At 64.7% G+C, this 12,604-nt stretch carries 11 protein-coding genes, 1 pseudogene and 1 riboswitch; of the genes and pseudogenes, 7 read left to right on the top strand and 5 right to left on the bottom strand.

Annotation, left to right across the window (positions count from 1 at the left end):
- Positions 1–31 precede the first annotated feature (31 nt).
- The 7 genes from SC1_RS20900 (at position 32) to SC1_RS20930 (ending at position 9,181) form a co-directional block, all read left to right on the top strand.
- Positions 32–1,285, top strand: a complete 1,254-nt coding sequence (locus tag SC1_RS20900; RefSeq protein WP_062186619.1) for a sarcosine oxidase subunit beta family protein — start codon at positions 32–34, stop codon at positions 1,283–1,285.
- Positions 1,285–1,560 carry a sarcosine oxidase subunit delta gene (locus SC1_RS20905; protein WP_062186620.1) on the top strand — a complete coding sequence of 92 codons (276 nt, stop codon included), beginning with the start codon at positions 1,285–1,287 and terminating at the stop codon, positions 1,558–1,560. Before SC1_RS20900 ends, SC1_RS20905 begins: the two co-directional genes overlap by 1 nt.
- The gene (locus tag SC1_RS20910) at positions 1,557–4,403 is read left to right on the top strand and encodes a 2Fe-2S iron-sulfur cluster-binding protein (RefSeq protein WP_062186622.1); all 2,847 of its coding nucleotides are present in this window, start codon (positions 1,557–1,559) and stop codon (positions 4,401–4,403) included. The genes SC1_RS20905 and SC1_RS20910 overlap by 4 nt, the downstream gene beginning before the upstream one ends.
- Positions 4,396–4,899 carry a hypothetical protein gene (locus SC1_RS20915; RefSeq protein ID WP_062186624.1) on the top strand — a complete coding sequence of 168 codons (504 nt, stop codon included), beginning with the start codon at positions 4,396–4,398 and terminating at the stop codon, positions 4,897–4,899. Before SC1_RS20910 ends, SC1_RS20915 begins: the two co-directional genes overlap by 8 nt.
- A complete protein-coding gene (locus tag SC1_RS20920) occupies positions 4,893–6,707 on the top strand; it encodes a DUF885 family protein (RefSeq protein WP_062186626.1) in 1,815 nt (604 codons plus the stop codon). Before SC1_RS20915 ends, SC1_RS20920 begins: the two co-directional genes overlap by 7 nt.
- 110 nt (positions 6,708–6,817) lie before the next feature.
- Positions 6,818–6,925: riboswitch (SAM-I-IV-variant riboswitch) on the top strand.
- A 16-nt stretch (positions 6,926–6,941) separates the two neighbouring features.
- Positions 6,942–7,997, top strand: a complete 1,056-nt coding sequence (gene tdh / locus SC1_RS20925) for an L-threonine 3-dehydrogenase (protein ID WP_238586798.1) — start codon at positions 6,942–6,944, stop codon at positions 7,995–7,997.
- A 5-nt stretch (positions 7,998–8,002) separates the two neighbouring features.
- Positions 8,003–9,181, top strand: a complete 1,179-nt coding sequence (locus SC1_RS20930) for a glycine C-acetyltransferase (RefSeq protein WP_062186630.1) — start codon at positions 8,003–8,005, stop codon at positions 9,179–9,181.
- A 39-nt stretch (positions 9,182–9,220) separates the two neighbouring features.
- Here the strand turns inward: SC1_RS20930 and SC1_RS20935 are convergent, their stop codons facing one another.
- The 5 genes and pseudogenes from SC1_RS20935 to SC1_RS20950 all read right to left on the bottom strand — a co-directional run bounded on the left by SC1_RS20935 (position 9,221) and on the right by SC1_RS20950 (position 12,344).
- Entirely contained in the window at positions 9,221–9,580 is a 360-nt protein-coding gene (locus tag SC1_RS20935) for a nuclear transport factor 2 family protein (RefSeq protein WP_062186632.1), read from the bottom strand.
- Positions 9,577–9,873 carry a hypothetical protein gene (locus SC1_RS22015; protein ID WP_152682509.1) on the bottom strand — a complete coding sequence of 99 codons (297 nt, stop codon included), beginning with the start codon at positions 9,871–9,873 and terminating at the stop codon, positions 9,577–9,579. The genes SC1_RS20935 and SC1_RS22015 overlap by 4 nt, the downstream gene beginning before the upstream one ends.
- Positions 9,812–10,225 carry an NAD(P)-dependent oxidoreductase gene (locus SC1_RS20940; protein WP_062186634.1) on the bottom strand — a complete coding sequence of 138 codons (414 nt, stop codon included), beginning with the start codon at positions 10,223–10,225 and terminating at the stop codon, positions 9,812–9,814. Before SC1_RS20940 ends, SC1_RS22015 begins: the two co-directional genes overlap by 62 nt.
- 701 nt (positions 10,226–10,926) lie before the next feature.
- A pseudogene (locus tag SC1_RS20945) lies at positions 10,927–11,247 on the bottom strand (ATP-binding protein); the annotation flags it as partial.
- Between the two features lie 20 nt (positions 11,248–11,267).
- Entirely contained in the window at positions 11,268–12,344 is a 1,077-nt protein-coding gene (locus SC1_RS20950) for a CaiB/BaiF CoA-transferase family protein (RefSeq protein ID WP_062186636.1), read from the bottom strand.
- Positions 12,345–12,604: the final 260 nt, after the last annotated feature.

The following is a 12,604-nucleotide window of genomic DNA, read 5'->3' on the forward strand; positions in this document are numbered from 1 at the left end:
CAATACATTAGTGTATTGTAGCTAGTTCCAAATGCGACCCAAAACGCCCTTCAACGCTTGGTCCCTCATCCGGGGAGGCCTTTCACGGCAACAGTTCTGGCAACCGCAGTGGCGAAAGGCCGGTCCGAAAGGGAGTTATGATGTCGTGATCGTCGGCGGTGGCGGGCATGGTGTTGCGACCGCCTATTACCTCGCCGAACATCACGGGATCACCAATGTCGCGGTGCTGGAGAAGGGCTGGATCGGCGGCGGCAACACCGGACGCAACACCACGGTGGTCCGCTCGAACTATTTCTACCCGGAAAGCGCCGCCTTCTACGACTTTTCCCTCCAGCAATACGAGCAGCTTTCGCGCGAACTCGAATACAACATCATGTTCTCGGCGCGGGGCAACTGGATCCTCGCGCACGATCCGCACCAGCGTGACCGGATGCGCCATTCGGGGGCGGCGATGCGGCTCAACGCGGTCGATGCCGAATTCCACGAGCGCGAGGCGGTCTACGAAAACATCCCGGGGCTCAATCCGGCGCCGCGCCATCCGGTCTTCGGCGGCCTTTTCCAGCCCCGCGCCGGCACCGCGCGCCATGATGCGGTGGCGTGGGCCTATGCCCGCGCGGCCAACGCGCGCGGGGTTGACATCATCGAACAATGCGAGGTCACCGGCATCTCGGTCGAAGGCGGCCGGGTGCGCGGGGTCGAGACCAGCCGCGGCACGATCGGCTGCGGCAAGCTCGCGCTGGCCGTGGCCGGCCATTCGACGGAGCTGGCACGGCTTGCCGGGATCGACCTGCCGATACGCTCCTTCGCGCTGCAGGCTTTCGTGACCGAGCCGGTCAAGCCCTGTCTTGATACCGTGGTAATGTCCCCGGCGACCGGGGCCTATGTCTCGCAGACCGACAAGGGCGAGCTGGTGCTGGGGGCGGGGCTCGACCTCTATGTCTCCTATGCGCAGCGCGGCAACCTGCCGTGGATGGAGCGCGCCGCGCAAGGGCTGGTGGACATGTTCCCGCAATTCTCGCGGCTCCGCTTTCTAAGGCAATGGGCGGGCATCTGCGATGTGACTCCCGATTCCTCGCCGATCATCGATGAAAGCGAGGTCGTCGGAATGCATCTCAACTGCGGCTGGGGGACGGGGGGCTTCAAGGCGATACCCGCCGGGGGCGTGTGCCTCGCCCACCATCTTGCCACCGGCATTGTCCACCCGCTGGCGCGGTTCGCCAGCCTTGCCCGCTTCGCCTCGGGGCACCTTGTCGACGAGGCCGGAGCGGCGGGAATTGCCCACTGATGCTGCGAATCGACTGCCCCTTTTGCGGCCCCCGGCCCGAGACTGAATTCGTCTGCGGCGGCGATGCGGCGCCGGTCCGGCCCGCGCCGGACGCCGGCGATGCCGAGTGGACGCGCTACCTCCATTTCCCGGCCAATCCGAAAGGCCCGCAGACCGAACGCTGGGTCCACGCGCAAGGCTGCGGCCAATGGTTTCTGGTCGAACGCGATACCGTGACCCACGCCATCGCCTCCACCGTTCCGCTTTCCGGCGTCGTCCCGGGAGCAGACGCATGACCGCCTATCGCCTTCCGGACGGCGGCGCGCTGATCGACCGCGACCGGCCGCTCGCCTTTACCTGGGGCGGGCGCAGACTGACGGGCTATGCCGGCGACACGCTTGCCTCGGCCCTGCTGGCGCAGGACGAGGTCTTGGCGGCGCGCAGCTTCAAGTATCACCGCCCGCGCGGTCTGCTCGCTGCGGGCCTTGAAGAGCCCAACGTGCTGGTTCAGCTCGGCACCGGGGCGCGGACCGTTCCCAATCTCAAGGCGACCGCGATCCCGCTCCGAGAAGGCCTGTGCGCAGCGCCGGTCAATTGCTGGCCGTCGCCGCGCTTCGACCTGCTGGCGGTGACGGGCCTCGCAAGCCGGTTCATTCCCGCCGCCTTCTATTACAAGACCTTCAAGTGGCCCGACTGGCATTGGTTCGAGCCATTCATCCGCAGGGCCGCAGGGCTGGGCCGTGCGCCCGACGCGCGCGACCCGGACCGCTACGAACACCGTTTCGCCAAGTGCGACGTGTTGGTCATCGGCGGCGGTCGCTCGGGCCTCGAAGCGGCCTTCGAGCATGCACGCACCGGCAAGAGCGTCATCATCGCGGAGCACGAGTTCTTCTGGGGCGGGAGAAGGAGGGGGCGGGCGCAGTCCGATAACCTGGCGGTGGATGCGTTGGTCGCTCTACTCTCCGACATGGCGAACGTCACGATGCTGGCGCGCACCACCGTGTTCGGGGCCTATGACCACGGGAGCTTCGCGCTGCACCAGCGATGCGAGGATGATCCGGCCCGGAATGATGCCCCGCGCGAGAGGCTGGTCAAGCTGCGTTGCGCGGAGGCGGTGCTGGCGGCGGGCGCGATCGAGCGGCCGCTCCTGTTTCCCGCCAACGACCTGCCCGGGATCATGCTCGCCTCGGCCGGCGAGGCCTATCTGCTGCGGCAGGCGGTGGTGCCGGGGCAGCGGATCGGCTTTGCGGTCAACAATGATGCGGGCTGGGAGAGTGCGCGGCAATTCATCCGGCATGGCGTCGCGCCTGCTTTCGTGCTCGACCTGCGCGACGAAGTGCCTGCTGCTTTTGCCGAGGCAGCGCGTGATGCGGGCGTGCGCGTGCTGGCGGGTGCACAAGTGCTGGGCGCCGTCGGGAGCCAGCGCCTACAGGCGATCCGCGCCGCGACACCGAATGGCTCCGAGCGGCTGGAGTGCGACGCGCTGCTTGTCTCGGGCGGGTTCAATCCGGTGGTGAACCTCCATTCGCATGCAGGGGGCAAGCTGGCATGGTCGAGAGTCCTTGGCGCGTTCCTGCCGCGCAACGATGGACCGGGGCTGTTTGCCGTCGGCCGGGCTGCGGGGGATGGCTTACTGGCAGTCCCCCCGATCACGGTCCCGGCCGTCCAAGGGCCGGGGGCCGGCAAGACCTTCGTCGATTACCAAAACGACGTCACCGCCGCAGATGTCGCGCTGGCGGCGCGCGAATCCTTTTCTGCGGTCGAACACCTCAAGCGTTATACCACACTCGGCATGGCGACCGACCAGGGCAAAACCTCGAACGTCAACGGTCTTGCGGTGATGGGCCATCTGACCGGCCGCGCACCGGCCGAGGTCGGCACCACCCGTTTTCGTCCGCCTTACGAGCCGGTCACGGTCGGGGCCTTCGCCGGGGAAGCCTGCGGGGACCTACTCGATCCGCTCGAGCAACTGCCCGCGCACGCGCTCCACGTCGCGCTGGGCGCAGCGATGGACGAATATGGCAGCGTGCTGCGCCCTGCCGCCTATCCGCTCGCCGGGGAAAGGCTCCATGCTGCGATCACCCGCGAAGTGCGCGCCGTGCGGCAGGCGGCCGGGCTGTTCGATGCCTCGCCGCTCGGCAAGATCGAGCTTCACGGACCCGATGCCGCGACCTTCGCCGACCGCGTCGCGGTGGCGACCCTTTCCACCTTGCCGCCCGGACGCTGCCGCTACACCCTCTACTGCAACGAGAAGGGCATCGTCATCGACGATGGCGTGGCGATGCGGCGGGCGGACGGTTCCTTCGTTCTCGGCACCAGCAGCGCGGGCGCGGGCCGCATCTATGCCCGGCTCGAGGAACACCTCCAGCGCGTGTGGCCCGAACTCGCGGTGGCGCTGATAAACGTCACGGCGCAATGGGCGGTGATGACCCTCGCTGGGCCGCAGGCGCTCGCGGTTCTGGCGCGGGCCGGGATCGAGGTCGCGCCAGATGGAGAGCCCCTGCGGCACCTCGGCTTTCTCGAAACAGAGGCGGATGGCGTTCCCATGCGGATCGCCCGGGTGTCCTATTCCGGAGAGGCGAGTTTCGAGATCGCGGTGCCCGCTTGCGATGCAACCGCGCTTGCCGAGCGGCTGCTTGATGCAGGCCGCCCACTTGGATTGGTGCCTTTCGGGATCGAGGCGCTTGACGTGCTCAGGGTGGAAAAGGGCTTCCTCCATGTCGGCAACGAGACCGACGGGGCGACCATGCCGCAGGACATCGGCTTTGCCGGAACGCTGAAGTGCAAGGCCAGCGATTTCATCGGTCGCCGGGGCGCGCTGATGCCGGTCGGCCATGCGCCGGGACGGATGCAACTCGTGGGCCTCGCCAGCCTCGATGACCGGCGGCTGCCGGTGGGGGCGCATTGCCCACGCCAATCGGGGACGGGATCGGACGGCTGGGTCACGTCCTCGGTGCATTCGCCGACGCTCGGGCGGCCTCATGCGCTCGGCATGATCGCGGACGGCGCATCGCGGATGGGGGAGGGGCTGGTATTGTGGGATCTCGGCCCGGACAACCGCGGGGAAGTCTATCGGGCGCGCATCGTCGCCCCTTGCGCCTATGATCCCGAGGGCTTGCGGATGCGCTGCGATGGCTGACGACACCCCGATCCAGCGGCTCGCCGACGGCGATTTCCGACTTGTGCGCTTTGTCGCCCTGCGGCGCGATGCGTGGCGCGCGCCTGCGATGGCGGGCGCCGCTCCGGCGGAGGTCTTCGGTTCGCCGAGCGCCGCTGGCGACGGTATTGCTGCCGCTCTCGCCCCGGGGCGCTGGTCGTGGCTGGCCTGTCCCGCAAGCGAGCCGCCCGCCGCCAGCGAGGGCTTCGTATCGGCCGACCTGTCGTCCTCGGTTGCCTGCTATCGCCCAGCAGCGGACACGCTGCGCGAACTGCTTAGCCGCCATGCCCCGGCGATGATGGACACCGATTTGCTCGCGCTCGGCTGGCGCCGCTTCGGTTTCGCCAACTGGGCGAGCGAGCTGATCGTCGCCCCCCACAGCGCGCCGATCATGCTGGTGCCGCGCGGGCATGCCGCCACCTTCGAGGCGCTATGCGCAGCGCCTGGTCGACCGACCCGGGAGAACGAGAGATGCTGACGATCCGCACCATGTCCTGCGCGCTGGCCGCGCTGCTGTTGGCCGGATGCGCCAATGCCTCGATGGCCGTTGCGGCACCTGCCCCCGACCCCTCGGTCGCCGAAGCCGAGGGCGCGGCGCGCGAACTCGACCGGCTGGCCGACGAGGCCTGGGCGTGGGTGCTGGAGACGGATTCGACGCTGCGCGATGCCGCCGGGCTGCCCTTCGTCGGCATCAAGGACATCACGCTCGAGGAGGCCCGAAAGGATGCCGCCTACGCCGCCGCCCGCCTGTTGCGGCTTAATGCGATAGAGCCGCAGCTTCTCGATCCTGATCGCGAGCTGACCCGGCAGTTCCTCGTCAAGTTCTATTCTGACATCGTGCAGGGGCCGGACAATTGGCTGCTCGATTTCGCGATCACGCCCTATAGCGGGGTGCTGCCGCTCTCGGGGCTGTTCGAATTCGCCACCAAGCGCCCACTCGAAACGCCCGAACAGCGCGCCGAATACCTGTTCCTGCTGGAGGAGATCGCCGCGCGCCTCGCTCAGATGGAGGCTCGCACTAGGGCGCAGGAGGAAGCCGGGATCCTCTTGCCGCAGCCCGCCGTCCAATCGCTGCGCGCGAGCTACTCGGCGCTGGCGGCCAGCACACCGAAGCGGCTGGTGCCGGACGCGGCGCGGCGGGAGCCGCTGCCCCCGGAGGAGCGCGAAGCCTTCGCGGACAAGGCACGCGCCATTGCCCACGGGCCGATCGCGCAGGGGCTCGAGCGCATGGCTGCCCTCCTCGGCGAGGTCTACGCCGCGCGTGCGCCCGCAGGCATCGGACTCTCCCAGTATCCCGGCGGCCCCGAACGCTATCGCCGCGCGATCGCGACCTATACCACCCTCGACATCGCGCCGGAGGAGTTGCACGCGCGCGGCCTCGCGATGGTCGCCGAAACCCAGGCCCGGCTGGCGGCAGTCCGCAAGGAGGTGGGGTTCACCGGCACGCAGGCCGAATTTCATTCTTTGCTCAACAGCGATGCGCGCTTCCGGGTCGCAGATGTCACCGCGCTCGAGGCGCTCTACCGCAAACAGATCGCGCGCATCGAACCGCAGGTCCCGCGCTATTTCTCCCGCTTGCCCAAGGCCAGCTACGACATCCGGCGGATCCCCGAGGCGAACGAGGGCGGGGTGGCTTTCGGCTACTACGAGAAGCCTTCGAGCGTCGAGCCCAAGGGGCTGTTTCGCTACAATGCCGCGAACCTTGATCACCGGTCGATGGTGCAGGCGGCGGCGATAAACTTCCACGAGCTGATCCCCGGGCATCATTTCCACCTTGCCTTGCAGGCGGAGAACGAGAACCTGCCCACGATCCGGCGCGAATTGGCGAGCCTGCGGCTGACCGGCTACAACGAGGGCTGGGCGCAATACGGCGCCAATCTTGCGATCGAGATGGGCGCGGTTACCGACCCCTATGAACGCTATGGCCTGGTCGCGACCGACGCGATGATGGCGGCGCGGCTGGTGGTCGATACTGGGGTCAATGCGCTGGGCTGGGATTTCGACCGCGCGCGCGATTACCTCGTCGATCACACCCTGATGACACCGGACCAAGCATCGGCCGAGGTGCTGCGCTATGCCACCGACGTGCCCGCCCAGGCGCTGGGCTACAAGCTCGGTCACGAACGCATCGACACCTTGCGGCGCAGGGCCGAAGCGGCGCTGGGCAAGGATTTCGATATTCGTGATTTCCACGAGACGGTGCTGGCACCGGGCGCCCTACCGCTCGATGTTCTCGAACGCCATGTCGATCGCTGGATCGCATCCGTCCGAGCCGGTGGCGGATAGTATCATGCCCGCGCGCGAAAGACGATACACATCTGTATTGTAAAAGGGCGATCAGGCCGCTAAGACTGATCGGGAATTGGAAAAGCGCAGTTCCGGTCAGGCAAGCCTGATCGATGCATCAAGAGTTGGGTTCAACCGAGCCCGCGCCAACCTGCCTGACCGGCAAGGTGGCGGTCCAACCGGACGATGCGGCCCGAAGGGCAACCGGTCACATGTGCTGGTCTGTCTGCTGTCGTGTCGTCGACTGAAAGACTGGAGCGAGCCATGAAGTCTCTTGTGAAAGCCAGACCGGAACCGGGCCTGTGGATGGAAGACCGCCCCGTTCCCGAAACCGGGATCAACGACGTCCTCATCAGGGTGCGCCGGACAGCGATCTGCGGCACGGACATGCATATCTGGAAATGGGACGAGTGGGCGCGCAAGACCATTCCGGTGCCGATGATCGTCGGCCACGAATTCGTCGGGGAGATCGTCGCGACCGGCTCCAACGTGACCGGCTTTTCGCCGGGCCAGATCGTTTCGGGAGAAGGACACGTTGTGTGCGGACGATGCCGCAACTGCATGGCCGGGCGCCGGCAGATGTGCGCCCAAGCCGAGGGAATCGGGGTCAATCGCCCCGGCGCCTTCGCTGAATTCCTTGCCGTTCCGGCTGCCAATGTCTGGGTGCATGATCCCGCCATCGACCTCGATGTTGCTGCGCTGTTCGATCCCTTCGGCAATGCCGTGCATACCGCGCTGCAGTTCGACGTGCTGGGCGAGGATGTGCTGGTGGTCGGTGCTGGGCCGATCGGGATCATGGCAGCCGCCGTCTGTCGCCACGCAGGGGCGCGGCATGTGGTCGTCACCGATCTCAATGATGAGCGGCTGGCGCTAGCCCGCACCATGGGCGCGACCTGCACCGTCAACGTGACAAAGGAGAAGCTGGAAGAAGTCCAAAAGGAACTTGGCATGACCGAGGGCTTTGACGTCGGCCTCGAGATGTCGGGCAGCGAGCCGGGCTTTGCCTCGCTGATCGACAATATGTGCCATGGCGGCAAGGTCGCCATCCTAGGTCTGCCCGCAGGCGATGTGCGGATTGACTGGCACAAGGTGATTTTCAACATGCTGACGCTGAAGGGCGTCTATGGCCGTGAAATCTTCGAGACCTGGTACAAGATGCAGGTATTCATCCAGAGTGGGCTCGACTTGTCGCCGATCATCACGCACCGATTGTCGGCAAACGATTTCGAGCGCGGCTTTGAAGCCATGCGGTCCGGCGAGGCCTGCAAAGTCGTACTGAACTGGGAGTAGCGACGATGTACGGTGATTTTCAGGCCCATTTGCAGGCCGAACTCGATGCGATCGAAGCGCAGAACCTGACCAAGAACGAGCGCATTATCGCCTCCCAGCAGGAGGCCAAGGTCGAAGTTGACAGGCGCGAGTTGATCAATCTGTGCGCCAACAATTACCTTGGCCTCGCCAACAATCCCGAGATCATGGCAGCGGCCCGCAACGGGATCGATGCCCGCGGGTTCGGAATGGCGTCGGTGCGTTTCATTTGCGGCACGCAGGACATTCACAAGCGGCTGGAGGCGGAACTCACGGACTTCCTAGGGATGGAAGACACGATCCTCTATCCCTCCTGCTTCGATGCCAATGGCGGGCTGTTCGAAACGCTACTCGGCCCTGAAGACGCGGTCATCTCCGACGAACTCAACCATGCCAGCATCATCGACGGCATCCGCCTCTCCAAGGCAAAGCGTTTCCGCTACGAGAACAATGATATGGCTGACCTCGAAGCGCAGCTGCAGGCGGCGGACGCAGCGGGTGCACGTTTCAAGCTGATCACCACCGATGGTGTCTTTTCGATGGACGGTTACATCGCCCAGCTTGATCGCATTTGCGATCTGGCCGAGCAGTATGGCGCGCTCGTCCATTTCGACGACTGCCATGCAACGGGCTTTCTCGGCGAGACGGGGCGCGGCACGCATGAACATTGCGGCGTGATGGACCGGGTCGATATCACCACCGGCACGCTCGGCAAGGCGATGGGCGGTGCGAGCGGCGGCTATACCTCTGCCAAGAAGGAAATCGTTGCGCTGCTGCGCCAGCGTTCGCGACCTTACCTGTTCTCCAACACCGTCGCGCCGCCCGTCGTCGCAGGGAGCCTCAAGGCGCTGGAACTGATCCGCGAAGGCAGTGCTCGGGCGCGGCTGCGCAGCAACACGGCGCGTTTCCGTGCCGGGCTCGAAGCACTAGGCTTCGATCTGCTGCCCGGCGAGCACCCGATCATTCCGATCATGTTCTATGAAGCCGACAAGGCCAATAGGTTCGCGGAAGAGGCGATGATCGAAGGCGTCTATGTGACCGCCTTCTCCTATCCGGTTGTGCCGCAGGGCAAGGCGCGCATCCGCACGCAAATGTCCTCCGCATTGGATGACGTCGATATCGACACTGCGATTGGTGCTTTCGAGCGGGCGTTGGCGCGGATATGATCCACGCGCGGGCCGGTTCCGGATATCGGTAAAGCGGCCCTATCTTTCGACGACGGCGTGATCAGTCGCGAGATAGGTGCGCCGCTTCGGCACCTCGTCGTCGGGGCCGAAGGTCCAGATATCGGCAAACCGGACCTTGCGCGGATCGCCCGCTTCGCCGTGACCGATGAAGGCGCCCAGCGCGACGACGTGGCCGGGGACCTTCCAGATCTCCGACATCTCGTGGCATCCCCTGATCAGCCGCTCCTGGCGGAAGAAGCGGCTGATGCGTTTCTCGCCTTGATAGGCCTTGCCCGCCCGTTCATAGACCGCATCGGGCGAGAACACTCTAAGGATCTCGGGGATATCATTGGCATCGATCTGCCCGTAATAGGCGGCGACGCGTTGATGCGGGGTCATGATCGCGCTGCCTTCACCCGGTCCATAGCGATCGCGTCGGCGATGGCAGCCGTGGTCTCGCCGGTCCGCTCTGCGCGCGCGAACACCTTGCAGGTCGCCTTGGCGAGTGATGCGAGGTGCCTGGCAAGCGGGGCATGGTTGCCGCCGCCACGTTGATGGTGCAATTCGATGATGCCGCCCGAATTGGCGAAGTAATCGGGACAATAGACGATGCCGCGCGAGCACAGCCGCTCAGCATCCTCTGGCTCGGCGAGCTGGTTGTTGGCCCCCGCCGCACACGAGCCTTGCGGCAAGCTCGGGGATCGTGGTGCGGTTGAGAACTCCGCCGAGCGCACAGGGGGCGAAAATGTCGGCTGCGACGCGGTGGATGTCTTCAGGAGAGGCGATCTCCGCCTCGATCCCATCGCAGGCCGCCGGGTCGACGTCCGACACGATGAGCCGGACGCCCGCTTCCCGCAGCAGCACGGCAAGGCGGCGTCCGACATTGCCCATGCCCTGAATCGCGATCCGCGTGCCCGAAAGGCCGCTTCCCGATGGCGCTTCCCAAGCGGCCTGCCTGCAATGGAAGATGCCCATTGCCGTATATTGCGAGGCATTTCCGAAACCCTCCGCGATGCCGCCAACATGCTCTGTGACCTCGCCCATGGTCCGGACTGGTGACACGCCTCGAAGAGGGGTCGGATGGGTTACAAGCCCACGGTTTTCCGTCATTTTCTGCGAAGTGAGACGACGCATGTGTACTCATTGGGTGTACTCACGATTGTGAGCAGGCTGTCGCAATAGCCGTTGCTAAGATAATCTGTAAAGGCCGTCTGCGCCTGATGGAGGAACCCGCTTCGCGGAATGGGCGCCAAAACTGAGGTAGCGGAGGATACACGGACGTTGAGCAAGGCGGCGTGGTAATGCCGATCATAGAGATCCTTCAACGATGAGGAGCATATGGTGACTATTGTTACGGTCCACGTTCCCGTCACCTCGCTTCGCCAGCGCACGCAGCATGATAAGATGATGCGCGGCTTGGGTCGGCACACCCAGCAAGACTAAATCAGCCGCGTCCGACGCTTGCTGCATTCCTCTGATACGTCGCACTTCGTGCCTGCCGGGTCGCGTCTTTTTCTGGCGGCTGCGCCGCATCCGGAGCGATTTAGATCGGCTCCTCCGGACAGAGGACTGTCAAACGGCGTTCAAAAGGAACCCCCGATCGGCGTCGAAGAGGGACCCCCTTTTCGGATATGAGGCTGGTTTGTTGAAGATGGCCTTGCGCTGCGTGCGGCGGAGGGCGGGCGTAGCCCGACCGGAGGCGCGCGCAGCGCAAGATAGATTTTTGAAGGCGCCGAAGGTGGCTGTCAGCTGCGGTTTTTGAAGCGCCAGCTGTCGTTGCCCGTCTCGACGATATCGCAGTGGTGGGTGACGCGGTCGAGCAGCGCCGTGGTCATCTTGGGATCGCCGAACACGGTCGGCCATTCACCGAAGGCGAGGTTCGTGGTGATGATGACGCTGGTGCGCTCATAAAGCTTGCTGATGAGGTGGAACAGCAACTGCCCTCCCGAGCGGGCGAACGGCAGATAACCGAGCTCGTCGAGCACGATCAGGTCGAGCCGCGACAGCTGCGCCGCCAGGGTCCCGCCCTTGCCGATCCGGGTCTCCTCTTCGAGGCGTGTCGCCAGCCGAAGGTGCCAGAATTCGGCTAATGGCCTAGCCAGTCCCGCAAAATGGCTTCACGATCGGCGTCGGTGGCAGGAGGTTCTTGCCCAATATTGGCAGGAGTCACCGAGAATCGCGGTGCGGGTGCTGCCTGCGCATTGACCGTGAAGGTGCCGCGGGCCTGATTGTGCGGATGTAGCGGCGCTTCACTCAAAGAAAGAACAGGTGCGAAACAGGCATCGCTTCCCTCGAGCAAATCACACCATTGCGCTCGAGTTCGCGTCGCAAAGATTTCTTCAAGAGCTCGAGAAATCTCCGGCCAAGATGCGGTATCATCCCGACGGTCGAAGAGCGGATCGAGAAGCCCAACCCGCCCGCGAAGCTCCGCCCAGAATTGAGGTTCGATTGCGGCAATGGATATCCAACCCCCATCGGCACAACGGTAGCAGCGATAGTAAGGCGCAGCTCCGTCGAGAAAGTTTGAAGATCGCGCGTCGTTCCACTCGCCGCGGGCTTTGAGACCGTAAAACAAGCCCATCAGCGAACTCGCTCCGTCGCTCATTGCGGCATCGACGACTTGGCCCTGGCCAGTCGCCCTCGCGTGGCTTAGCGCCGCGAGCAGGCCCATGGCTAGAAAGAGTGATCCACCACCGAAATCGCCTACGAGGTTCAAAGGTGGAAGCGGCGGACCGTCGGCCGATCCGATCGCATGGAGCGCTCCCGAGATCGCAATGTAATTGAGGTCGTGGCCAGCGGCCTTAGCCAAGGGGCCGTATTGTCCCCAGCCCGTCATGCGTCCATAAACTAGCTTGGGATTGATCGCGCGCATGGGTTCCGGACCAAGCCCGAGGCGTTCCATCACGCCAGGTCGAAATCCTTCAATCAGAATCTCAGCCTGCCTGATCAACTCAATAGCCATGTCGCGGTCCGCTGACTGCTTCATGTTGAGTGCGATCGAGCGTTTGCCGCGTGCCAGGACATATTCCATTGGCGCGTTCGGTCGATCGATTCTGATAACATCAGCCCCCATGTCTGCCAGCAACATTGCGGCGAATGGTGCAGGACCAATTCCGGAAAACTCGACTACGCGCAGGTCTTTGAGCGGTCCATCAGATGTCATGAATGCACACCCCCTTCATGCTGACACAGGTTTCGACCTGGTCACAAAACGCGAATCGGACAGGTGAGGTGGGGCCGTCTCGTTGTAGCCGCCATCGATTCGGCGCTGACCTAGCGGCGGAGAGCCGCCAGGCCGCCCGCGTTCCAACAGTCCTGTAGAGGCGCTACTGATTGACCGGGAGCACCTCTTTGCGCCAGTCTTGCAAGCATGCTGGACCTGCGTGGCTGTCGCCGACAACTGCGTGGAAAGCGCAGTCCGCA

The sequence above is a fragment of the Sphingopyxis sp. C-1 genome, assembly GCF_001047015.1.
Lineage (GTDB): Bacteria > Pseudomonadota > Alphaproteobacteria > Sphingomonadales > Sphingomonadaceae > Sphingopyxis.

Bases quoted from the DNA above. Each gene is read 5' to 3' on its own strand.
- SC1_RS20935 (WP_062186632.1), bottom strand. From the start codon at position 9,580: ATGACCCCGCATCAACGCGTCGCCGCCTATTACGGGCAGATCGATGCC.
- SC1_RS20950 (WP_062186636.1), bottom strand. From the start codon at position 12,344: ATGACATCTGATGGACCGCTCAAAGACCTGCGCGTAGTCGAGTTTTCC.
- SC1_RS20905 (WP_062186620.1), top strand. From the start codon at position 1,285: ATGCTGCGAATCGACTGCCCCTTTTGCGGCCCCCGGCCCGAGACTGAA.
- SC1_RS20940 (WP_062186634.1), bottom strand. From the start codon at position 10,225: ATGGGCGAGGTCACAGAGCATGTTGGCGGCATCGCGGAGGGTTTCGGA.
- SC1_RS20910 (WP_062186622.1), top strand. From the start codon at position 1,557: ATGACCGCCTATCGCCTTCCGGACGGCGGCGCGCTGATCGACCGCGAC.
- SC1_RS20920 (WP_062186626.1), top strand. From the start codon at position 4,893: ATGCTGACGATCCGCACCATGTCCTGCGCGCTGGCCGCGCTGCTGTTG.
- SC1_RS20900 (WP_062186619.1), top strand. From the start codon at position 32: ATGCGACCCAAAACGCCCTTCAACGCTTGGTCCCTCATCCGGGGAGGC.
- SC1_RS20915 (WP_062186624.1), top strand. From the start codon at position 4,396: ATGGCTGACGACACCCCGATCCAGCGGCTCGCCGACGGCGATTTCCGA.
- SC1_RS20930 (WP_062186630.1), top strand. From the start codon at position 8,003: ATGTACGGTGATTTTCAGGCCCATTTGCAGGCCGAACTCGATGCGATC.